A 22,300-nucleotide genomic window follows, 5' to 3' on the forward strand; every position below is an offset into this window, starting at 1 on the left:
CTGTATTCGATTCTACCGATTCGCCGAACAAAAACCACCCCTGCGCAGGGTTTGCTTTGGATACAAAACCACCCTGCTCGGAGGGTTTTATCCATTTCCACATAAACCGGGCGGTTTATGCAGATGGGATCTCTGCGTCAGCGTTGCCAGTGGCCCAGCGATGGTAGCCAATAACAAACGGGTCCAGGTCGCCATCGTCAAGAACTGCCTCGACGTTGCTGGTCTCAACGCCCGTGCGTAGGTCCTTAACCATCTGATACGGGTAGAGCACGTAGCTGCGAATCTGGTTACCAAAACCGATCGTGGTCTTGGGTCCACGAATCTCGTCGAGCGCCTCGGCGCGCTTCTCGAGCTCGATCTCGTACAGACGGGCCTTGAGAATCTGCATGCACGCGGCCTTGTTTTGAATCTGGCTGCGCTCGTTTTGGCAAGTGACAACGATGCCGCTGGGAAAATGCGTCACGCGTACGGCGGAGTCGGTGGTGTTGACGCCCTGTCCGCCCGGGCCGCTCGCGTGATACACGTCCACGCGGATATCGTCGGGACTGATCTCGATGTCGATATCGTCAGGCAGCACGGGGATGACCTCAACGCCGGCAAACGTGGTCTGGCGGCGCTTCTTGTCGTCGGTGGGGCTAATGCGCACCAGACGGTGGACGCCGGCCTCGGCGCGCAGCATGCCAAACGCGTCCTTACCCTCGACGGTAAAGGTCGCACGGTCGATGCCGATGACCTCGGCTGCGGGGCAGTCGTTAATGGTGACCTTCCAGCCGCGACGCTGGCAGTACTTCATGTACATCTTGAAGAGCATGAAGGTCCAGTCCTGCGCCTCCAGGCCGCCCTGTCCGGGCTTGATGGTCACAATCGCGTCGCCGTGATCGAACTCACCGGTAAACCAACTCGAAAGCTCGAGCTCGTCGATAGCGTGGGCCAGGCGTTCTGCCGTAGCGGCAGCCTCCTCGCGTAATGCGGCGGCATCGGGGTCGTCGCCCATCTCCTCGGCAAGCTCCAGCGCCGCGCGGGCGTCAGATAGCTCGCCGCGCGCGGTATCCACGGCAGCGATATCTTCCTTGGCGCGAGCGATCTCCTCCATGGTGGCGCGAGCGGCGTCGGCGTCATCCCAAAAGCCGGGGGCCACGCTTTTGGCCTCGAGCTCGGTCACGCGCGTGCGCTTCTCGTCCAAATGAAGATACGACTCGACCTCGCCGAGCCGGTCCGCAAACGCGTCCAGCTCGGCGGGCGTTATCTCTAAAGCCTCGGCCATTAACGATTCCTGCCGTGGCAGTACTTGAACTTCTTGCCGCTGCCGCAGGGGCAAAGGTCATTGCGGCCCACGTTGACGTACGGGTCGTCGCTCTCGTCCTTGCGGTAGGTGGTCACCTTGCCACCGTTGTTGACGGCAGCCGGGCCTCCCTGGACGGCCGTACGGGCCTGCACCTGTGCCTGCTTGCGCAGCACCGAGTTGCCGTTATCGCCATCGACATCGGCGGGGCCGGAGAAGCGCGCGCCCTCGAGCGCGGGGTCCTCCTTGTGCTCCACGGCGTGCGGGGCGGCCTTGATCTCGATGCGCAGGACGGTGCGCAGGTAATCCTCATACATGGTGTCGACGAGCATCTGGAAGGCACCATAAGCCTCGGTCTTGTACTCGACCAGCGGGTCGCGCTGACCAAAGCCGCGCAGTCCGATACCAGTCTTGAGGTAGTCCATCTCCTGCAGGTAGTTCATCCAGCGGGTATCGATGACGCGCAGCATGACCTGGGTGTTGAGCTCGCGCATGAGGTCCTCACCCAGGCGCTCGGCCTTCATGTTGTAGCACTTCTCGACGTAGGCCAGGACATCGGCAGCCAGGGCCTCGTAATCCTCGTCGGGGAACTTCGGCGTATCGATATGCCCGGTGAGCTCCACGACCCACTTGCGCAGGCCCTCGAGATCGCGCTCGCCATCGTGGCTGTCCTTGGTGCAGAACTCCTGCACGCAGCGGTACACGGTGTCGTGCATGACCTCGGTGATATGGTCGGTCAGATCCTTGCCGTCCAGAATCTTGTTGCGCTCGGCGTAGATGACCTGGCGCTGCTTGTTCATGACGTCATCGTACTCGAGGACGCTCTTGCGCATGGAGAAGTTGATGCTCTCGACCTTGTGCTGGGCGCTCTCGACGGCCTTAGAGATGATCTTGTGTTGGATGGGCATGTCGTCGCCCATGTCGGCGGTGACCATCATCTTGGAGACACGGTCCATCTTGTCGCCGCCGAACAGGCGCATGAGGTCGTCCTCGAGCGACAGGTAGAACTGAGTCTCGCCCGGATCGCCCTGACGACCGGAGCGGCCGCGCAGCTGGTTGTCGATACGACGGGACTCATGGCGCTCGGTGCCGATGACGGTCAGGCCGCCGGCGGCAAGCACGCGCTCGCGCTCGGCCTTGCAGGTCTCCTTGGCCTCGGCGTTAAACTGCTCGAGCTGCTCGGGTGTCACGTCCTCCATGGTCAGGCCCTCGTACTCAAGGCGCTCGCGCACCAGCTCGTCGGGGTTGCCGCCCAGCAGGATGTCGGTACCACGACCGGCCATGTTAGTAGCGATGGTCACGGCGCCGTAGCGTCCGGCCTGGGCAACGATATGAGCCTCGCGCTCGTGATGCTTAGCGTTGAGGACCTCGTGCGCGATGCCGCGCTTGGTAAGGGCGGCCGACAGTTTCTCGGAGCTTTCGATGGAGACGGTGCCCACCAGGACCGGCTGGCCCTTGGCGTGACGTCGCTCGACGTCGTCGGCAACGGCGTTGTATTTGGCCTGGATGGTGCGGTACACCAGGTCCTCGTGGTCAACACGCTGCACGGGCTTGTTGGAGGGGATGACCTCGACGGGTAGCTTGTAGATCTCGCGGAACTCGGCATCCTCGGTGAGTGCCGTACCGGTCATGCCGGAGAGCTTGTCATACAGACGGAAGTAGTTCTGCAAGGTGATGGTGGCCAGCGTCTGGTTCTCCTCGCGCACGAGCACGCCCTCTTTGGCCTCGATGGCCTGATGCAGGCCCTCGGAGTAGCGGCGGCCTTCCATGATGCGGCCGGTGAACTCGTCGACGATCTTGACCTCGCCGTTGGTGACCACGTACTGCTTGTCGCGGTGGAACATGTACTGGGCCTTCAGCGCCTGCTGCAGGTGGTTGACCAGCTGACCGGAGAGATCGGCATAGATGTCATCGATACCCAGGCGGCGCTCAATCTTCTTAAGGCCGCGCTCGGTGGCGGCGATAGTGTGCTTGGCCTCGTCCATGACGTAGTCGCCCGTGGGCTCGACGTCCTCGGTGGCGGTGAGCATGTCGTGCGAGACATCCTCGCCGCGCTCAAGGCCGCGCACGGCACGCGCGAAGTCCTTGTAGGTGCTGGCGGACTTGGTGCCGGCGCCCGAGATGATGAGAGGGGTACGTGCCTCGTCGATCAGGATGGAGTCGACCTCGTCGACGATGGCGTAGTTGTGGCCGCGCTGTACGCGCTGCTCGGGGCGGGTGACCATGTTGTCGCGCAGATAGTCGAAACCGAACTCGGAGTTGGTGCCGTAGGTGACGTCTGCCTGGTAGGCCGGACGCTTGAGCTCGAGCGGCATGTTGTTCTGGAGCAGACCGACGGTCATGCCCAGGTACTTGTAGATGCGGCCCATCCACTCGGAGTCGCGCTTGGCAAGGTAATCATTGACAGTAACGACGTGCACGCCCTTGCCGGCAATAGCGTTGAGGTAGCCGGCCAGCGTGGAGACGAGCGTCTTGCCTTCGCCGGTCTTCATCTCGGCGATATGCCCCTCGTGCAGCGCCATGGCGCCGATGAGCTGTACGTCAAAGTGACGCATGCCCGTGATGCGCTTGGAAGCCTCGCGCACGGTGGCAAAAGCCTCGGGGAGCATGTCGTCGAGCGACTCGCCGTTGGCGTAACGCTCGCGGAACTTATCGGTCTGGCCGCGGAGTTCCTCCTCGGTCATCTTCTCAAACTGGGGCTCAAGACCGTTGATCTGGTCGACGATCTTGTAGTAGCGCTTAAGGTCCTTATCGGATCCAAAGGACAGCAGCTTTGACATGAATCCCATGTGGTTTTCCTTTTTGGCCATCGCCCACGCCGTGCAGCTGCGGGCGAGTTAAACACAGATGATTGTACTTTAGCCAAACAAGGCACGGCCTATACGGTCGACCTCGACCGCCACGTAATAACTATGACCAACCTGCCACAATGGGACAGGTTTATTTTGGCAAGTTTTATCTGAGCAAACGCCGTCTATCTGCCATTTGGTGCCACGGGGACAGGTTAGCTTGCACCAATAAAAAGAAAAGGGCCGCGCACCCAAATGGATGCACGGCCCTTATGCCATGAATGCGAGTGTTTGCTCGGCGAGCTATTTACTCAGCAGCCTCGGTGGTCTCGGCCTCGGCAGCGGCCTCCTCGACGGGAGCCTCTGCGGGAGCCTCGGCAGCCTGCTTGGCAGCCTCCTCGGCGAACTTAGCGGCACGCTTAGCCTTCTCGGCGGCCTTAGCCTCAGCGGCGGCCTTGCGAGCGGCCTCGGCCTCGGCAGCCTTGGCGGCCTTGGCAGCCTTGGCCTCCTCAGCCTTCTTGAGCTGGGCGGCAGCGGCGCCACCGAACTTGTCGGCGAAGCGCTGGACGCGTCCACCGGTGTCGACGAACTTCTGCTGGCCGGTGTAGAACGGGTGGCACTCGTTGCAAAGCTCGACCTTCATCTCGGACACGGTAGCGTGCGTCTTGAAGGTGTTGCCGCAGGAGCACGTCACCGTGCACTCGACATACTGGGGATGGATACCCTGCTTCATGGTAGGACTCCTTATTGGTCAGGCGCTGGTTACCGATCAGCGCATAAGGCGTCTTGGTTTCCGACCAAGACAACAAACTCGGCTATGGTACCACGGCGCCGCGTGTCCCACAAAAGGTTCACGGTCTTTTCGGAACGACACGAATCTGACCCATCGAAGCACATCTCCACCGTTCCTTCAACTGGGAAAATGCCGTCCCCGGGGCCTGAGAAGGGCCCCGGGGACGTTCGACTGACTGCGGGAACGGCCTTTCCGCTCAATGTGTTCGGCTGAGATCGGAAATCAACCAAACTGAACTAGGTTCAGTTGACATGGTTAAAAACGAGGGGCGACGCTTTTGCGTCACCCCTCGTCCCGGCCGGTTGCTTTAGTTGTACACACGGTAGTTACACTTGAACTGGGTTATGTGTCCATAGCTGGAGCGGTACCAACCCGACGTATAGCTGATTGCCTCTGCGCCTAGATAGTCGTAGCCCTTGTTGTAGCGAAGCTGACGGTAGATCGTGTCGTACTCTGCTACGTAAAACGTGTCTCCAGAGAAGGCTTTGTACCGGTCCTTAACCGTCGAAGCCATGTACGCGGGTTCGACATCGCCTTTCTCCCCGTTGAGCGCATAGACGGGTGCCGCGATTCCGCATAAAGCCGTTGCCACGAGGATGGCGTAGACAGCCATGCGCGACGCATTGGACTTCAGCTGTTCAAATAGTTTCATGTCATTCACCTCCTTCGTATGTATCGAGGTATTCCTGCTTGAGCGTCTGCGAGGACGACTTGATCTTTTCCACGAGCGTGCCGGCCTCGATGAAGTAGAACGAGTTGGTGAGGTCTGCCAGGTCGTCGAGCAGATGGCTTGAAATGAGCACGCTTCGTCCCCGCGCCACCTCGCTGCGCATCGCGTCGCAGGAGGTTTTCCGCTTTCCCGGATCGAGGCCGTTCAGCGGTTCATCGAGGATAAGGTACGGGCAATCGGTCGATATCGCCATGGCAAGCTTTACCTGCTGCTTCATTCCTGTCGAGAGTTTACGGGTCGGCCTGTCGAGATATGAGGAGATTCCGAGGGAGCTGCAGAGCGAGTCGATGTCGGTGGCCGATTTCCACGCCTCCCTAACGAAAGCAAGGTGCTCGAGGGCCGATAGCGTGGGGTAAAGATCCGCGCTGCCCGAAGAGCTCAGGTAGACGAGTTCTGCAAATTCGGCTGATCGACGTTGGCAGATTCCGTCTGCCGCCAGGCTTCCCGAGCGGATGCGGGTGGGAAATTGGCCCGACAGCGCTTCAAGAAAGGTGGTTTTCCCCGAGCCGTTGGGAGCAACGAGGCCCGCCGCCGTTCCCGGGCTCAAGAAAAGCGACCCGATTGAAAGTATCGTCGTGCTTCCGTATCCCACGCTCACGTCCAGAAGCTCGAGCCCATGGCGCTTTTTCGCGGGTCCAGACTGTTTGGGCGAACGTGTCGCAACGGCGCCGACCGCAAAAAAGACCGCGACGTATATCAGGGCCACGGCAAGCATCGATGCACCGCCCGAACCGGAGCCAATGAATTCTGTCGGGAAGCATCCTACGTAACCCGTTGCCTCGATAGGCGAGAATACGGCCAGCGGCAGGAGATTGAGCGCGGCGTTATGCTCCAGTGCCGAATCGGACAGTAACGGGAATACCGGGGCCGCGACAAGCAGCACGGAGGTAAGGGGGCCCGCGAGGACGCGCCTCGTTGCGGTCGATAGGACGACGGAACAAACGGATATCAAGGTTCCGCCCGCAAGAAGCGCGATAAGCAGGGCTGTGAAGACGTTTCCCGCAGTCGTGGTGGTAAGCGCGCCGTCATGGAAGAAGGCGATCGGGTACCCAATTTGCCCGAAGCCGTTTAGGGCCAAGGCGTAAATGCCCCCGGGTGCAAGGCCGGCGAGGAGCATCGCGGTCCCCGCGGCGATTATCGAAAACACGATCTGGATAAGGCGCCGGAATTTGGGCACGGGCGCCTTCGCCGCCAGGGTCGCAGGCCTTGTGGCCCCGAGCAGGAGTATCGACGAGAGAAGGAAGGGAATGAAGGGAAGGAAAGACGGCACCATGGCAATGGCGTAAGGCAGGAAGGAAAGGAATGGCAGATCGCTTGCGGAGGCTGGAATGTGCGTGATGCCGGAACTGCTCAGAGCACGGCAATATGCGAGTGCCGCGTCATTGGTCTCTCGGTCTCCCACGATGGACCCGGATTGGAAGCCTTCGCCCATGAGCGCGTAGTAGCTCTCGGCAGAATCGAGAAAGGCGGCGTCGGTTTGAGCGGCAAGGGCGGCGTTCGCGTATCTTGCAAGCTCCGCGTCATTTTGCTGCTCTGGAGATAGGTCTGTGCCGCTGGCCTGGGGCGCGCGCGTATTGAATGCGTCGACAAAGCTCTGCATGCCCTGTTTCATAAAGAAGGGCCCGTAGATGGGTGAATTGAACGCAATGGGGATGGAGAAGGCCGCGGCAAGAACGAGCGTACAAATCCATACGGCCTTGTCTCTTAGGATTAGTTTGAGAAGAAGTCGACAGTACATTTAGAAGCACCTACGTTCCTCAAAGCATCGTTAGATTAATAATGACAGACCGAATGAAGATGCGTGCGACGGGGGGCGAGGCGAATGGCTGAGCGGTATCGATATGCGGGTTCAACGGTATCACATTGGCCACATAGATTTTTAACTTGCATTTCTACCCGCCCTTTTCGTAGAGTCGCCGATACGTGCTTAGCGCACCCTCGGCGCGTCCGGCAGGCTTTGCGAAATGGGATCCAGGAGACTTCGGCGCAGCATCATCTTGCGGAATGCTTCTAATGAGCCTCCCATCCTTCAAAAACAGAATCTCATCGCACAGCCTATCGACCGAATCCAAGATGTGGGATGACATGATGATGCACGTACCAGAATCGGCCAGCTTCCTGAGAATCTCGGAATGCAAGTCCACCCTGCTGGGGTCGAGCGCGTTCATGGGCTCATCTAATAGAAGGTACCGCGCGCCCGTCGCATACGCAATCGCCAGGGTAAGCTGCTGCTTCATGCCCTGGCTCAGAGTGCGGATCCTCATCTTCGCGAACTCGCCTATCTGCGTTTGTTCCACTATCTCTTCGATATCGCGAGCATGCGGCCACATATCGCAAACCATCTTGAGGTGATCTTCCGCACGCAATCCGGGATACAGCAGCGTCCCCTCACCAGGTGCATAGAAGATCATAGAACGGACCTCTCTCGCACCCGTACCCTGCACCTCATCCAGAACGATGCTCCCGTCCACGCGAGGACCCGGCAAACCTGCCATCGCACGCAGCAACGTCGTCTTTCCATGCCCGTTCGGAGCGACGAGACCGTAGACCGTACCCGGGGCAAACTCAGCGTTCACCGAATCTACGAGCACCTTCTTTCCATAAGAGATCGTCAGCGTTTGAAGGTCAATCATCGAGATCATCCCCTTTCGATCTTTGGAACACTCAGGCGCACCATCAACGGAGATACGGCGCCCAAGACCACCAGCAGAGCGCCCGATGCGCCGACGACCTCTCCAAAAGGCATCGCGTTCGTCCCTCGCCCAAGGAACCCAATCGTCCCCACCTGGGAAGCGGGATCAAACGAGGCGAATGGAGCCAGCAGCGCGACGCCCATGCCCACGCTTTCAACATGAGCGCTCAACGAACCCAACACCAAGAGAACCGCGCAAACCATTCCGGTGACAACGGGGTTGCGGCTAATCGCTGCTGTCAACGCAGCGACGACGGAAATCACGCCGTATGCCATGACCAGCAACGGAATACTGCACAACACCGCCTCCCCCACCATGGACGTTGTCGAAGCTCCCGCCCGAATGAGAGCGACGGGATACTCCGATCCACCCGCACCGTTCTTAATCACGGACACAACGACAGCGGGAACCATCGACACCAAAAGCAGCACCAAGCCAAGCAGGAGAGCCAGCGCAACAGCCGTCAGAAAACGCACATGCGCTGTTGCGGGGATCTGGAGAACCAGAAGGGAACGACACTGCAGGTGGGTGCACGCGAGCGATGTGACAACCACGGGCAACAGCAAAAATAAGGAGGGAAGCGCTGCCTGGAGATACGAAAGGAGGATTAATGGGGGCATCTTCGTACTTAACTCGTAAACCTTGGGGTCCGGCAAGCTCGCGATCGACTCAAGCAGAAGGGCGCGCGCCTCCGCACGAGAAGGAGTCTCCGGCTCGATTCCGATCGATTGCAGGAGAGTCGCATCTGCCGCGCCCAGCTCACCTCGAGCGCGCTCGTACGTCGCAAGGCTTCGAAACCCCTCCGCAGGCATAGGCGCGTACACGAAACCCGAAAGAGCATCCCGCATGTCTTCCAGGGCCGCTTTGCCCTCGACGTCCATATTCGCAGCGTTCTGCTCTAGATACCGATCTATTGAACGGAGCTCCCCATCCCTATACCGAACAGCGGAAACGTTATCAGCGTCAGGAAACATCTCGACCAGAGCCGGGGCCAGCATCGTCGTCGACATTGCAATCGCGCATACGGCGAGGGTAGGAGAACGCAGGAGCAGTTTCCCCATCGTTCTTACGTATGCAACGGCGGAGGCACAAGCGCTCGAACGAGCTGCCGTTCTCGATGCAGTGAAGGAACCTCTCTCAAGACAAATCGGGGATATCGGGCACGCGCAGCCGCTCTTTCCAGCAACGCAAAGCAGGCTAATTGCCAGCACCTCGATCCCGATTGCGCATACGAGGGCAATCGCGCCACGCTCGAAGCAAAGTCCAGGCAGATTCACTATCTGCGTTGTCGGGTACGGGCTATAGGCGCCGACGGTCAACTCAGTGTTCGCATACGTAAGGGGATTCAACAGGGCGAACTCACGTAAAGCGATGGATCTTCCGTAATACCCGGGAACCATCGTCACCCCCATCAGGGCACATACGAACACGATTCCAAGCGTAGGGTTATTGGCAATCTTCACGGCAAGGTGAACGACAAGCGAGATGAACGCTGCCACCAAGAATTGCAAGATGGCCGTCTGCGCGAACACCAGCCAAGCCGGTTTGATAACCGGAGTCGCATATTGAATGTAGCCTATCGGATAGAACGGCGAGCCCGGGCCATTCTTCACAAGCGCGGCGATTATCCCTGGAAGATTGATGGCGAGGACGGCAAGCATTGCAAAAACACTCGCCCATACGCTCGATGCAACAAGTCTACCCAGCTCGCCCATCGGTGCCTGGATGATGAGCTTTTCACGTTTGTTAAGACGCGCGGCAAGGAACGAGACGGCAACGGCCGTTGCGACCCATAGCAAGTACTCCTTCGATCCGTCATAATAGGTGTACTCTCCATCCGATATCTGCAGAAACGGAAGTAGGGGAGAGAGCGGTGCCAAGATAAGACGTCCCGCGGCAAGAGGGTACAGAAGCGCGGGCATGCTTGATGAAGAGGTATAGACACCGTCCTCCCCCGCATTCACAAGCGCATCCGCATAGGATGCTGACAATTCCTGCTCAACACGGGTTATTCCCGACTCGAGGTATTCGACCCGTCCGTCGATGCCAGCCGCGCTCCTGAAGACGGGCAGAGCACAAAGAACCATCAACGCAACAACGACAACACAGAGCGACCTGGAGGAGAGAAGCGACCTAAAGATCGCCTTCGAGATTTTGAGCATATTCATCGCCAACCTTAACCTCATCCAGTCGGAACAGAGGGGCCGAACAAAATGCTCGGCCCTTCCTCGCATCTAGTAGGTGCTATAGACAAATTGCCATTTATCAGTTGTGCCAAGAACACCACAGGAGCACATTGCAGCGAGGCGGGATCCCTATGATGCGCGGATCGGCGATAGCCATTTCGGTAGGAGATCGTCTTGTAAGAGATGTTGAACATCGAGATGCTGTGCCCGCTTACGCCGCGAGGACAGCTGTAGCTCCAGTAGGTATCGACGACGTCGTCCGTATACCCGAGGGGCTCAACGAGGGCACACTGGCTGCTCTCCTGGGAAGGAGGCATCGGGGTATCCGCAAAAGCGGGGGCTCCCGGCAGCAACAGACAAAGAGCGAGGCCGAGGAAAACCAAGACCTTACACGACTTAACAGTACTGAACATAATCCTCTCCAATCTAGAGGGGTTTCGGTTGCAGTATGCTGTGATTACTTGCCGGCAAAGTCAATTTAACATAAACTGTTAAAAAGTAACCTGAGTTTTTTAAATTCTTCGGAGGTTATTATGAGTTCCGACAATCGCACTCCCCGGCTTCATTCCTTCCGCATCGCATGTGCGATAGCCTCTGCGACCCTTTGCGCCACCGCCATCGCACAAGTGGCGTTCTCCTTAAAGCCAGCAATCGAAGTGCTCGACAACCCTGTAATTGCAGACTCCCCCGCGTATCCAGCCCTTGCGATCTCGACATTGGTCCCTGCCGTCATCGGTATCGCTACGACCATCCTCAGCGCCGTTCTCGTGTGGACGATCAAGAGCGGAGACCCCTTCAAGAAAGGGTCTGCGACATGCTTGAAGGTGCTCGGCATTCTCTTCGTTGTTCAAGCTGCCACCAGCCTCTACGCCGGCTCACTCAAAACCTCCGTTTCGATGTTTGGCGGCGAGGGGGCCGTCGGCGCCCAAGAGATCGCTTCATCATTCGATTGGACCTCTCTGGTTCTCGGCATCGTCCTGTTCATGCTTTCCCAGCTCTTCTTGTACGCCCGAGAGCTGTACCTCGACTCCGACGAGATTGCGTAAGGAAACGCCATGCCCGTAATTGTTCGCCTCGACAAGATCATGGCCGAGCGAAAGATTTCCTCGAACGAACTTGCCGAAAGGATTGGAACCACGCCCGTGAACCTGTCCCGTATTAAAAAAGGGCATATTCGCGGCATTCGCTTCAACACACTCGAGCAGCTATGCCTCGCCCTTCGTTGCCAACCCGGAGACCTTCTCGAAGTCATGAGCGAAGAGGATGCCCGAAAGGAGTTCGGACTCGATTGGTCCGCCGAGGATTAGAGGGCGGTCGTACTCGCCCTGCACACGGGGATGCGAATCGGCGAGGTCTGCGGCCTTCGGTGGTGCGATGTGGATTTCGAGACGGGCCTGATCTCGATCAGACACTCGGTGGCGTACGCGAAGGGAATGGGTTCGTTCATCAAGGACACCAAGACCCATGACGCCAGGGGTATCCCCATCGACCCGGTCGGCCTACTCCCCTTCCTGAAGGAGACCCACGAGATCGACTGCGGAAAGCTGCGCTTGCGCGGCCTTACCGGGGCGGTCGAGATCGGGGACTGCTACATCCTGTCGGAGCCGGGCGCGACCTTCGCGACGACAAGCTATATCCGCAGGGCGTTCAAGACGTTCTCGGAGACCAACGGCCTCATGGGCACCAACGACGAGCTGATCACGTTCCACGGCCTTCGCCACACGTTCGCAACGCAGTGGATCCGCCAAGGCGGCGATATCAAGGCGCTCCAATCGATCCTCGGCCACAAGGACGCCATGGCGACGCTCAACGTCTACGCCGACATCGAGCCCATCTCCAAAATCCATAACATGCTGCGCGCCACGCCGTGCCTTTGGCGCGGGCACCTCGGGCCGAGGGTCGATCCGGGTCCCATGTTCCAACAGAGGATCCAGGAGTCCATCGAGACGCTCCAGGCGTTCGGCTACGGCATCACCGAGCCGGACGACCGAAATATCGCCATACGCGACGTGAAGACGAACAGTTGGCTCTAGCTCACCGAGTACGCGGCAGTGCTGGGCCCATCCCAACTGAGGTCACGGTGGTCCGATAGGGGCGCCGCCCGCGGCATGCGCCGCGGAGCGGTATCCCCTACCGAAGGGCGGGGATGCCCTCCGCTTCCAGTTCGGAATCAGCCGTCGGAGGCGTTCGGCTGACTGCGGGAACGGCCTGTCCGCTCAATGTGTTCGGCTGAGATCGGAAATCAACCCAACACGAGCCGGACACGCGCCAGACGGCTCTTCCCCGTGCGGCCTTCCCCCTTACGCTCATGTTGCAGGCATGTAACGCCGCAGCGAGCGCGCCTTTTTTGCGCCAGACAGGTACAATGATGAACACTGTACCGTAGCGGAGCGCCCCGCGCGCGCCGCGACCACGCGAAAGGGTTTCCCATGGCCGAGATCTCGTCCTCCCGTATCGTCATCACCGTCCTTGGCAAGAACCGCCCCGGCATCGTCGCCGGCGTCACCCGTGTCCTGGGCGAGGCCAACGTCGACATCCGCGACATTACGCAGTCCATTATCGAGGACATCTTCACCATGACCATGCTGGCCGACACCGCTGAGTCCAAGCTCGATTTCGCCGAGCTGCAGAAGGCCCTGGCCGAGGCCGGCGAGCTTTCGGGCGTCAACGTGTCCATCCAGCGCGAGGACGTCTTTAACTTTATGTACCGCCTGTAGCGAACAGGCTGCGTGGAGACGGCCCAACGTGCGCCCAGGCGCAACGTCACCACATGGCCCGGAGAGGAGCGCACATGGCCTACGACGCCAAGAAAATCTACTACCGCTTCGACGACCACCTGAGCCGTCTGGTCTTGGATTACGAAGCAAGCCGCCAGATTTCGTCTGAGAGCGAAAACCTCTACCACGGCCTGCCGACCGACCCTTATGACGAGGGCCTGTTTGTTGAGCACAATGTCAAGCGCGGCCTGCGCAATGCCGACGGCTCGGGCGTGGTCGCGGGCCTCACTCGCATCTCGGATGTGCACGGCTACAACAAGGTCGACGGAAAGGTCGTGCCCGATCAGGGCAAGCTCACGCTTCGCGGCTACAGCATCGAGGATCTGGTCAACAATGCCCAGACCGAGAATCGCTACGGCTACGAGGAAGTCGCCTATCTGCTTATCACGGGTTCGCTACCCAACAAGGAAGAGCTCGACGGCTTTTGCGAGCGCCTGGGCGCCTTTAGACATCTGAGCGACGAATACGTCCGCGAGTTCCCCATGACCACGGTGTCGTCGAGCATCATGAATGTGCTTCAGCGCGCCGTGCTGCTGCTCTACGCCTTCGACGCCGAGCCCGACGCCATTACACCCGAGCACGAAATCGACGTCGCCATCTCCATGCTCGCCCGTCTCCCCCGCATCGCCGCCTTCGCGCATATGGCCTCGGTCGCCAAGCGCCGCGGCTCCGAGGTTCATGTACCGCACCCCACACCCGGCCTCTCCACCGCCGAGACTATCCTGCAGGTGTTGCGCGGCGGCATGGCATTCACCCGCGACGAAGCCATGCTGCTCGACGTGATGCTCATGCTGCATGCCGAGCACGGCGGCGGCAACAACTCCACCTTCGCCTGCCGCGTGCTGTCCTCTTCGGCAACCGACCCGTATTCCGCTTACGCCGCGGCTATCGGCTCGCTCAAGGGCCCGCGCCACGGCGGTGCCAATGCCAAGGTCGTGTCTATGCACGAGGACATCCGCGCGCATGTCTCCAACTGGGAGGACGAGGACGAGGTTGCAGCCTACCTGGGCAAGATTCTCGACAAGCAGGCCTTCGACGGCACGGGTCTCATCTACGGTATGGGCCACGCCGTCTACACGCTGAGCGACCCGCGTGCCGAGGTGTGCCGCCGTTACGCGCGCTCACTGGCAGCCAAGAAGGACTTGGGCGAAGAGTTCGCACTCATCGAGCGCATCGAGCGCCTGGCACCCCAGGTCATGCGCGACCACGGCATGACCAAGCCCATCTGCGCGAACATCGACCTGTACACGGGCTTTATCTACAAGATGCTCGGCGTGCCCGAGACGCTTTTTACGCCGCTATTCGCCGTCGCCCGCATGGCCGGCTGGTCGGCGCACCGCATGGAAGAGCTCTTCTGCGCGCACCGTATTATTCGCCCGGCCTATCGTCCGGTGATCGAGCCGCTGGAGTACAAGCCGCTCGCCGACCGCTAGGACGCGAACCGTTATAGAACTCGAGCGTGGCCAGGGACCCAAGCCCTCGGCCACGCTTTTTATGCCAGTAGAAAGGGCTGCATCAAATGATTGTGTTTTCCGATATGGATGGGACGCTGCTGACGAGCGATAAGCAAATGAGCGATGCCACCTGGGCGATGCTCGACGAGCTCGCACGTCGTGGCATCGAGTTTGTTCCCTGCACGGGACGTCCACTGTCGGGCATCTTTGAGCCCATTCTCGCCCATCCCGCCGTGCATTACGCGGTCTGTGCCAACGGCGCCAGCGTCTGGCAGCTCGACGAGGATACGCCCACCGACGCCTCGCGCGCCACGTGCATCTTGAGCCGTCCGCTCGACCGTGGCATTGCCCACCGCATCCATCGCATTGCCGCCGGCCACGATGTGACCTTCGATATCTTCGCGGATGGGCAGTGCTTCCTCCCCCGCTCGCTATACGGGCGTCTGGATGAGTTCTGTGGCGGCGACCCCCACATCGCGGCTTCGCTCAAGCGCACACGAACGCCGATCGACATGAATATCGACAGCAAGATCGACGAGGTCGAGACGCTCGAACGCATCGCTATGTACTGGCACGACCCCGCCGATCGCGACGCCATCGCGGCGGCGCTCGACACGCTCGGAGGCATTGAGGTCACGCGTTCGTACGCCATGAATATCGAGGTTATGGGCGAAGGCGCCACCAAGGGAACGGCCCTCACGTGGCTGTGTGAGCATCTGGGCGAGCGTCTCGCCGACGCCTGGGCGTTCGGCGACAACATCAACGACATCCCCATGCTGCAGGCAGCGGGCCATGGCATGGCCATGATCAACGCCGAGCCCGAAGATCGCGAGGCCGCCGACGCCATCACCGAATACGACAACGACCACGACGGCGTCGCCCGCACCATCATGGACGCCCTCGCCTAGTCATCGTCTGGTCATTGGGGACGTTCTTGAATGACCAGTCGTTGGGGACAGCCTTCACGAAAAAGCTGCAAGGACTGTCCCCCACTGTCGGCAGAAAAGGAACGTCCCCATCTGCCGGATTAGGAGAGACTCTCCAGCACGCGACGGAGCTCCTGCTGGACGGCGTGGTCGCGGTTGCACCCCACCACGCGATCGGCCACCGCCTTAAGCGCGGGGCGCGCGTTTTCCATCGCGCAGCCCGTGCCGACAAAGCGAATGATCTCGTAGTCGTTCATCGAGTCGCCAAACGCCATGACCTCGTCGCGACCAATGCCGTAATGCTCCGCGAGCTGCGCGATACCCGAGGCCTTCGACACACCGGGCTGCATGGCATCGATCCACGCGTTGCCCGAAGGCGCAAAAGTAAAGAGCTGACCAAGTTCGCGCTGTAGCACGTACGCACTGTCCATAACCGCACTGTCGTCGCAAAAGATACTCGCTTTGATGATATTTACGCTGGGATCGGGCAGCTCCCAAATACGCTCGGCATTGGGAAGGTCCTTATCGACCTCACGCACGAACTTGCACTCGTCATCGAGCAGGAAGGACTTGGTTCGGTCAAAGAGCGCAAGATGCAGATTGGGAAACGTCCTGACGGCTTGGGCGAGCCTTCGAATCGCCAGGTGGGAATACACCTCACGGTCTACCATCTTACCGTCGGCGTAGACTTGGGCGCCGTTAGCGGCGACAAAGTCCATCTTGTCGCGAACGGGCGCAAAGAACTCGCACAGGCGATCGTAGCGACGACCTGACGATGCGGCGAAATGCACGCCATGCTCGTGTAGCGCCAGAATCAGTTCGTAGGTCTCGGGAGGCACCTGGCCGTTTTCGTCAAGCAGTGTGCCGTCCATATCGGATGCAATCAGTTTAAACATAGAAAAGCTCCCTTCGGGCTTGTTGGAATCGAACGTGTATCCGATTCCAACGTACCCAAAGGGAGCTCAAATAAGACTCCGCGGGCGTAAACGTTACATAGACCTGGCAAATAGCTCACGCGTGCCAGAGAGCCCACGACCGCGGCGGCAGGCGACACACGGAAGAGTGTCCCGACGACTAGTCGTTTAAGAACGTCCCCGATGACTAGTCGGCGTAGGTGAAGGTGGTGACGTCGAACATGCCCTCGGGGCGGATGCGGAGCGTCGGGATCACCGGCAGGGGCAGGAAGATGATGCCCATGATGGGGTCGAGCGGCGGCTCGATGCCCATGGCGCGCGCCTTGACCATAAAGTCGTCGTGCTGCGCGGCGACATCCTCGGCCGTGCCCTCGCTCATCAGGCCACCGAGCGCCAGCGGGATGCGCGCTACGACCTCGCCATCGCGTACCAGCACGTGGCCGCCCTGGCCAACAGCCTCGACGGCAGCCATCATGTCGGCCGCGTTGTCGCCCACCACGCACACGTTGTGCGAATCGTGGCCAATCGTCGAGGCGATGGCACCGCCCGTGATGGTAAAGCCGCGCACCCAGCCGCGACCAATGTGCTTGCCAACGAGACCCAGGCCCGCAGGACCATCACCGTCGGCGCCCTCGGCCTGCAGTGACACGCCGCGGCCGTGGCGCTCGATCAGCATAATGCGGCGCAGGCCCTCGGCGCTCTCGGGGCGAGCCATGCCCGTGATGGCCTTACCCGGCACCACGTCAATCACGGCCTCGCCCGGCTTAAAGGCATAGTCAAACACGTCGAGCGAAAGCTTCGGCAGCTTAACGGAGGCGCGCAGCTCATCGGCAAGGGCCGCAACCTCGGCCATCTCGGGTGCGATCTCGCCCACAAAGGTGCCGTCCTGCGCCACCAGAGCACCGGCGGCATATACGCGATGCGGAGCCTTGGCAAACGTCAGGTCATCGAGCAACAGCAGGTCGGCGCGTTTGCCCGGGGCGATCGCGCCACGGAGCTCATGCGGGTCGCGACAGCCGTGGTCCAGGCCAAATGCCTCAGCCGTGGAAAGGGACGCCATGGAGATGGCGACCACCGGGTCGATGCCGGCCTCGATGGCCACGCGGCAGACATTGTCGATCATGCCGGTCGAAAGAGCATCGGAGGGAGCGCGGTCGTCGGTCGCAAAGCAGCAGCGGCGGGCGCGGGCAGGGTTCTCCAGCAGCATCGGAGACAAATTGGCCAGGTCGTGGCTGCACGTGCCCTCACGCAGCATCACATACATGCCGCGGGACAGCTTGTCGAGCGCCTCCTCGGGAATCGTCGACTCGTGGTCGGCGATAATGCCCGCTGCGGCATAGGCGTTGAGGTCCATACCGGCAACGAGCGGCGCGTGGCCGTCAACCTGCTTGGACGGCGTCTGGTTGGCAGCATCGATGCGGGCACAGGTCTCGGGGTCGGCCATAAAGACGCCCGGCAGGTTCATCATTTCGCCCAGACCAAAGACATCGCCCGGATGCTCGGCAAAAAACGCCTGCATGTCAGCGGCGGTAATCACAGCGCCCGCTTGCTCGTCGGGCAGTGCGGGCACGCACGAAGGCATCATGTACTTGATGGAGATGGGCGCACGACGACCATCCTCGATCATAAAGCGCAGGCCGTCGAGACCGGCAACATTGGCAATCTCGTGGCTGTCGGCAATGGCGGTGGTAGTACCGCGCGTCGCGGCCATGCGAGCATACTCGGCGGGACGGATGTTCGAGGACTCAATGTGCAGATGCCCGTCAATAAAACCGGGAGCGAGATAGCGACCCTGGCAGTCGACGACCTCAGTTGCCTCGTAGGTGCCAGCGGCATCGTCGCGACCGTCGTAGAGCACGCCGACGATCACACCGTCCTTGACGGCAACGCTACCGGGCGCCACGCGCTGACCGTACACGTCGACAATCTGCGCATTGGTAAACAGCGTGTCGACGGGCACGCGGCCCTCGGCGGCCTCGATCACAGACCTCATGACCTCAACGGACATACCTTCTCCTTTAACCGTAGAAAACAGCTGCGGAGCGGACAGGCCTTCACCGCAGCAAGACAATAGCCATTGTATGCCCAAACGATGGGTCGGGAATACACCCCCTCCGCTTAACGGCACACGCCGCTTGGCGCAATGAGGGCAGGTTGCTTTGTACCAATGACAAGGAGTGTCCCAAAGTGCCGGCACAAAAGGAACGTCCCCAAGTGCCAACAACGGCAGCGCCGATGTTTTGGCAACGACAGCGAGCGAATCGTATTTGGTAAAACCGCGTAACTAAACAAGGCCGCGGCCGGAAATCCCGGCTGCGGCCTTGTTGCACTTGTGAGGTCAACTCGCTCGTTAGACCAACTTGAAGCCCTTGCGCTTGCCCACGGAGAGGGTGTCGCCCAGCTTGAGGGCGCTCGGATCGATGTTGTAGCTCTTGGAAGCCACAGCCTTGCCGTTGATCTTGACGCCGCCGCCGTCGATGTCGCGGCGGGCCTGACCGGCGCTGGCCGAAAGGCCCAGGTCCTTGAGCAGGCCAGCGAGGTAAATCAGGCCCTCGTCGTTGACGGTCAGCTCAACGTGCTTCTCGGGGAAGTCGGCAAGCTGGCCCTCCTTGAACACACGGTCGAACTCGGCCTGAGCCTCGTCGCCGGCGCCAGCACCGTGGTAGGTATCGCACAGGTCGCGGCCCAATGCGCGCTTGAGCTCGTAGGGGTCGGCAGAACCATCGGCCAAGGCGGCGTCGATCTTGTCGACCTCGGCCGGGGCGAGCGAGCTGGCCAGACGATAGTACTTGCCGATCATCTCGTCGGGGATGGACATGGTCTTGCCGAACATATCCTTGGGAGTGTCGGTCAGGCCGATGTAGTTGCCATAGGACTTGGACATCTTGCGCACGCCGTCGGTGCCCTCGAGCAGCGGCATGGTAAGCGCGATCTGCGGCTCCATGCCCATCTTCTCCATGAGCTCGCGGCCGGCGAGCAGGTTGAAGAGCTGGTCGGTGCCGCCCATCTCGACGTCGGCCTTGATCTGAACGGAGTCGAAGGCCTGCATCACGGGGTACAGAAACTCGTGCAGGGCAATCGGCGTCTGAGACTGGTAGCGCTTAGTAAAGTCGTCGCGCTCAAGGATGCGGGCGACGGTGAACTTGGAGCACACCTGCAGCAGGCCGGCCAGGTCCATCGAAAGGATCCAGTCGCCGTTGTGCACGATGGTGGTCTTCTCGGGGTCCAGGATCTTCATGGCCTGGCTCACGTAGGTCTCGGCGTTGGCCTCGATCTGCTCCTGCGAAAGCTGCGGGCGGGTGGAGTTCTTGCCCGAGGGGTCGCCGATCAGCGCAGTGCCGTTGCCGATGATAAGGGTGACGTTGTGGCCCAGGTCCTGGAACTGACGCATCTTGCGCAGGGGCACGGCATGGCCCAGGTGCAGGTCGGGGCTGGTGGGATCGACGCCGAGCTTGATGTTGAGGGGCTCGCCCTTCTCAAGCTTCTTGCGAAGGTCGGCCTCGGGGACGATCTGCGCTGCACCCGAGGTGATGATACGCATTTGCTCGTCAACAGACAGCATTGGGTATCCTCCTTTTGCTATAGCACCCTCACCGGATACGGCGGTGCTGGAAGTTCATAAACCCACTAATAATAACCAAAACAGCGCGACGCGGCACCTACGACAGGAAAATCCTCGTCCTGCCGCACGCGTCGATAACGACCGGCAAACGCGTGCCGTCACGTTCGACCAAAAAGCGCGTCTGCTGACGGCGCGAGCAGTCACGGCAACGGACCTGCCCCGTTGCATCCGTGGCGCAGGCGCCCTCGGCAGTCAGCAAGCAGTGCTCGCACACCATGAGCTCGGGACGGTCGGCATCGACAGGCCCCAAGACACCGGGGCAAGCGGCAAGTTCGGCAACACGCTCCGCATCATTGCCGAGCAACTCGGCCGACAAGCACACCCGCCCCGCACCGAGTCCGCGCAGCCAGGTAAGCGTGGCCCGATTGGCACAGAACACCGGCGCCGCCACGTCAAACGTTGTGCCCAGCTCGCGGGCCATCGCCACTTGTCCCAGATTGCGGCAGACGACGCGCCCGGCACGCTGCATAAGCGCCCGAGTCCGCTCGGCGTCGCCCGCGCGGCACACTTCGTCGAGCACCACCGTTGTATCGGACAGATCTCGCTCATCGCGCGGACCCACATCCATCAGCTCCCAGGCAAAGACCATACGAGCAAAATCCTCGCGCTTTGCCGGCCCCGCCGACCCCGCCAACTCCGTCGACGCACCGCCATCCACCGCAGCGCCCTCAAAGGGCAGCACCTCAACGGCACGCGCAACGGGCGCAATCGCATCCGCCTCGGCCCGCATGCGCTCCAACACCGCCGCCGTCTGATCCAACACGCCGGCGCTGCGAATCAGATAGACCTCGCAGCCCGCGTCCACCTTACGTTTGCAATGCACGACGATGCGCTCCCCCGCAGCGGCATCCACGGGGCAAGGCACCTGTGGCCAGCGCTTGGGCACATCGGGACGCGCGTCGGCACCCGGGTAAAATCGGATTTCGAGCGTATCGCCCGCCGCCACGGCGGCATCAAGCTCAACCGTCACCTCTTCGTGACCCACCGCCACCAAGTGGCCCACGCGCACGCCCTGGTTGATCGCGCGCTCAAAGCTCATGAGCTCGGCACCCGAACGACCCCGCAGGTAAGCATCGGTAAACCCACGGTTAAACGACCTTCCCAGCTCGCGTTCAAGCTCTTCCACGGCACCGGAGTCCCACGCGCCGTCGCACAGCATATCGAGTGCCCGACGCCACACCCTCACCACGTTGAATACGTAATCGGGATTCTTCATGCGTCCCTCGATCTTGAGCGATGCCACGCCGGTGGCAACAAGCTCGGGCAGGTGCGCGATACCCAGATAGTCACGCGGACAAAGCAGGCGGTCTCCCTCGACGGCAACAACACTCTGCCCCGCCTCGTCCACTAGGTCGTACGCCAGACGGCACGGCTGCGTGCAGTCGCCGCGCATCGCCGAGCGCCCACGCCGCAAGGCCGAGAACTCGCACGCCCCCGAATAGCCGATGCAAATCGCACCGTGGCAGAATACCTCGATGGGCACGCCCGTGGCACATAGCGCCGCAATCTCGTCGACCGTCAGCTCGCGTGCCGTCGTCACGCGCTCGACCCCCAGCTCATCGGCGGCAAGCCGCACGGCACCCTCGCTATGAGCGCCCGCCTGCGTGGACAGGTGAATCTCGACCCCGGGAATCGCCGCGCGCAGCGCGCAGGCCAACCCGGCATCGGCGACAATCAGAGCATCGGCGCCCAGCTCCAGTGCATGAGCTCCCAACGCCACCGCGTCGGACAACTCATCGTCAAACACGAACACGTTGAGCGTTACGTACACACGCACGCCATGGGCATGCGCCACGGCGCAGCCGCGCGCAAACTCGTTATCCGTAAAGCCATGGGCGCTCACACGGGCGTTAAAGCCGCCCAACCCCGCATAGATGGCATCGGCACCCGCGGCGATGGCCGCAAGCATCTGGTCGAGTCCGCCCGCCGGCGCCAGCAGCTCGGGCAGCGCCGCACCGGCAGCATCCAATCCAGTCTCGTATTGTCCGCTCGGCCCCATCGTCCGAATCGCCATCGACAAACTCCTTACCAAGGTATGCATTCACTCTGAAAAATGCCGTCTTCCAGCATACACGAGGCCTCGCGCGCCCCGTTTGGTTTATCGTGTAATAACTTATGTCCATCCTGCCCCGAC

17 protein-coding genes are annotated in these 22,300 nt (G+C 60.8%); 6 read left to right on the plus strand and 11 right to left on the minus strand.

All coding sequences use genetic code 11. The annotated features are described in order from the left end of the window. Positions 1-115 precede the first annotated feature (115 nt). From prfB to DWW12_RS00170, 7 genes are all read right to left on the minus strand, one after another. Positions 116-1,264: a peptide chain release factor 2 gene (gene prfB, locus DWW12_RS00140; RefSeq protein WP_117854434.1), complete on the minus strand. Its 1,149-nt coding sequence runs from the start codon at positions 1,262-1,264 to the stop codon at positions 116-118. Further along, entirely contained in the window at positions 1,264-4,071 is a 2,808-nt protein-coding gene (secA, locus tag DWW12_RS00145; protein WP_117854435.1) for a preprotein translocase subunit SecA, read from the minus strand. The genes prfB and secA overlap by 1 nt, the downstream gene beginning before the upstream one ends. A gap of 307 nt (positions 4,072-4,378) precedes the next feature. Beyond that, entirely contained in the window at positions 4,379-4,804 is a 426-nt protein-coding gene (gene rpmE / locus DWW12_RS00150; protein ID WP_006235303.1) for a 50S ribosomal protein L31, read from the minus strand. A gap of 367 nt (positions 4,805-5,171) precedes the next feature. Beyond that, entirely contained in the window at positions 5,172-5,516 is a 345-nt protein-coding gene (locus DWW12_RS00155; RefSeq protein WP_117854437.1) for a hypothetical protein, read from the minus strand. A gap of 1 nt (position 5,517) precedes the next feature. After that, a complete protein-coding gene (locus tag DWW12_RS00160) occupies positions 5,518-7,332 on the minus strand; it encodes an ATP-binding cassette domain-containing protein (RefSeq protein ID WP_117854438.1) in 1,815 nt (604 codons plus the stop codon). A gap of 154 nt (positions 7,333-7,486) precedes the next feature. Then, positions 7,487-8,227, minus strand: a complete 741-nt coding sequence (locus DWW12_RS00165) for an ATP-binding cassette domain-containing protein (protein WP_117769450.1) — start codon at positions 8,225-8,227, stop codon at positions 7,487-7,489. Between the two features lie 5 nt (positions 8,228-8,232). Further along, entirely contained in the window at positions 8,233-10,455 is a 2,223-nt protein-coding gene (locus tag DWW12_RS00170) for a hypothetical protein (protein ID WP_117854440.1), read from the minus strand. Positions 10,456-11,006: 551 nt separating this feature from the next. Here DWW12_RS00170 and DWW12_RS00180 point away from each other — a divergent pair. From DWW12_RS00180 to DWW12_RS00205, 6 genes are all read left to right on the plus strand, one after another. Beyond that, on the plus strand, positions 11,007-11,519 hold the full coding sequence (locus DWW12_RS00180) for a DUF2975 domain-containing protein (protein ID WP_006235293.1): 513 nt from the start codon (positions 11,007-11,009) through the stop codon (positions 11,517-11,519). 9 nt (positions 11,520-11,528) lie between these two features. Beyond that, a complete protein-coding gene (locus DWW12_RS00185; RefSeq protein ID WP_006235292.1) occupies positions 11,529-11,780 on the plus strand; it encodes a helix-turn-helix transcriptional regulator in 252 nt (83 codons plus the stop codon). A gap of 18 nt (positions 11,781-11,798) precedes the next feature. Then, the gene (locus tag DWW12_RS00190) at positions 11,799-12,506 is read left to right on the plus strand and encodes a site-specific integrase (RefSeq protein WP_255360342.1); all 708 of its coding nucleotides are present in this window, start codon (positions 11,799-11,801) and stop codon (positions 12,504-12,506) included. A gap of 396 nt (positions 12,507-12,902) precedes the next feature. Beyond that, on the plus strand, positions 12,903-13,190 hold the full coding sequence (locus DWW12_RS00195) for an ACT domain-containing protein (RefSeq protein ID WP_006235289.1): 288 nt from the start codon (positions 12,903-12,905) through the stop codon (positions 13,188-13,190). 74 nt (positions 13,191-13,264) lie between these two features. Continuing rightward, on the plus strand, positions 13,265-14,683 hold the full coding sequence (locus DWW12_RS00200) for a citrate synthase (RefSeq protein ID WP_117854444.1): 1,419 nt from the start codon (positions 13,265-13,267) through the stop codon (positions 14,681-14,683). Between the two features lie 86 nt (positions 14,684-14,769). After that, complete coding sequence (locus tag DWW12_RS00205; protein ID WP_117854445.1) at positions 14,770-15,612, plus strand: Cof-type HAD-IIB family hydrolase; 843 nt, start codon at positions 14,770-14,772, stop codon at positions 15,610-15,612. A gap of 119 nt (positions 15,613-15,731) precedes the next feature. Here DWW12_RS00205 and DWW12_RS00210 read toward each other — a convergent pair whose 3' ends face one another. From DWW12_RS00210 to DWW12_RS00225, 4 genes are all read right to left on the minus strand, one after another. Then, positions 15,732-16,526, minus strand: a complete 795-nt coding sequence (locus DWW12_RS00210) for a Cof-type HAD-IIB family hydrolase (protein WP_006235286.1) — start codon at positions 16,524-16,526, stop codon at positions 15,732-15,734. A gap of 205 nt (positions 16,527-16,731) precedes the next feature. Beyond that, complete coding sequence (locus DWW12_RS00215; RefSeq protein ID WP_117854447.1) at positions 16,732-18,552, minus strand: adenine deaminase; 1,821 nt, start codon at positions 18,550-18,552, stop codon at positions 16,732-16,734. 342 nt (positions 18,553-18,894) lie between these two features. Next, on the minus strand, positions 18,895-20,106 hold the full coding sequence (gene tyrS, locus DWW12_RS00220) for a tyrosine--tRNA ligase (protein WP_199570604.1): 1,212 nt from the start codon (positions 20,104-20,106) through the stop codon (positions 18,895-18,897). A gap of 97 nt (positions 20,107-20,203) precedes the next feature. Further along, complete coding sequence (locus tag DWW12_RS00225) at positions 20,204-22,180, minus strand: U32 family peptidase (protein WP_158564325.1); 1,977 nt, start codon at positions 22,178-22,180, stop codon at positions 20,204-20,206. Positions 22,181-22,300: the final 120 nt, after the last annotated feature.

Origin of the sequence: Collinsella sp. AF14-35 (assembly GCF_003464565.1) — a bacterium.
In the GTDB taxonomy this organism is placed as follows: Bacteria; Actinomycetota; Coriobacteriia; order Coriobacteriales; family Coriobacteriaceae; genus Collinsella.

Coding starts and splice junctions, on each gene's coding strand:
- DWW12_RS00155 (WP_117854437.1), bottom strand. CDS start 5,516: ATGAAACTATTTGAACAGCTGAAGTCCAATGCGTCGCGCATGGCTGTC.
- rpmE (WP_006235303.1), bottom strand. CDS start 4,804: ATGAAGCAGGGTATCCATCCCCAGTATGTCGAGTGCACGGTGACGTGC.
- DWW12_RS00165 (WP_117769450.1), bottom strand. CDS start 8,227: ATGATTGACCTTCAAACGCTGACGATCTCTTATGGAAAGAAGGTGCTC.
- DWW12_RS00180 (WP_006235293.1), top strand. CDS start 11,007: ATGAGTTCCGACAATCGCACTCCCCGGCTTCATTCCTTCCGCATCGCA.
- prfB (WP_117854434.1), bottom strand. CDS start 1,264: ATGGCCGAGGCTTTAGAGATAACGCCCGCCGAGCTGGACGCGTTTGCG.
- DWW12_RS00160 (WP_117854438.1), bottom strand. CDS start 7,332: ATGTACTGTCGACTTCTTCTCAAACTAATCCTAAGAGACAAGGCCGTA.
- secA (WP_117854435.1), bottom strand. CDS start 4,071: ATGGGATTCATGTCAAAGCTGCTGTCCTTTGGATCCGATAAGGACCTT.
- tyrS (WP_199570604.1), bottom strand. CDS start 20,106: ATGCTGTCTGTTGACGAGCAAATGCGTATCATCACCTCGGGTGCAGCG.
- DWW12_RS00195 (WP_006235289.1), top strand. CDS start 12,903: ATGGCCGAGATCTCGTCCTCCCGTATCGTCATCACCGTCCTTGGCAAG.
- DWW12_RS00200 (WP_117854444.1), top strand. CDS start 13,265: ATGGCCTACGACGCCAAGAAAATCTACTACCGCTTCGACGACCACCTG.
- DWW12_RS00170 (WP_117854440.1), bottom strand. CDS start 10,455: ATGAATATGCTCAAAATCTCGAAGGCGATCTTTAGGTCGCTTCTCTCC.
- DWW12_RS00225 (WP_158564325.1), bottom strand. CDS start 22,180: ATGGCGATTCGGACGATGGGGCCGAGCGGACAATACGAGACTGGATTG.
- DWW12_RS00185 (WP_006235292.1), top strand. CDS start 11,529: ATGCCCGTAATTGTTCGCCTCGACAAGATCATGGCCGAGCGAAAGATT.
- DWW12_RS00210 (WP_006235286.1), bottom strand. CDS start 16,526: ATGTTTAAACTGATTGCATCCGATATGGACGGCACACTGCTTGACGAA.
- DWW12_RS00205 (WP_117854445.1), top strand. CDS start 14,770: ATGATTGTGTTTTCCGATATGGATGGGACGCTGCTGACGAGCGATAAG.
- DWW12_RS00215 (WP_117854447.1), bottom strand. CDS start 18,552: ATGTCCGTTGAGGTCATGAGGTCTGTGATCGAGGCCGCCGAGGGCCGC.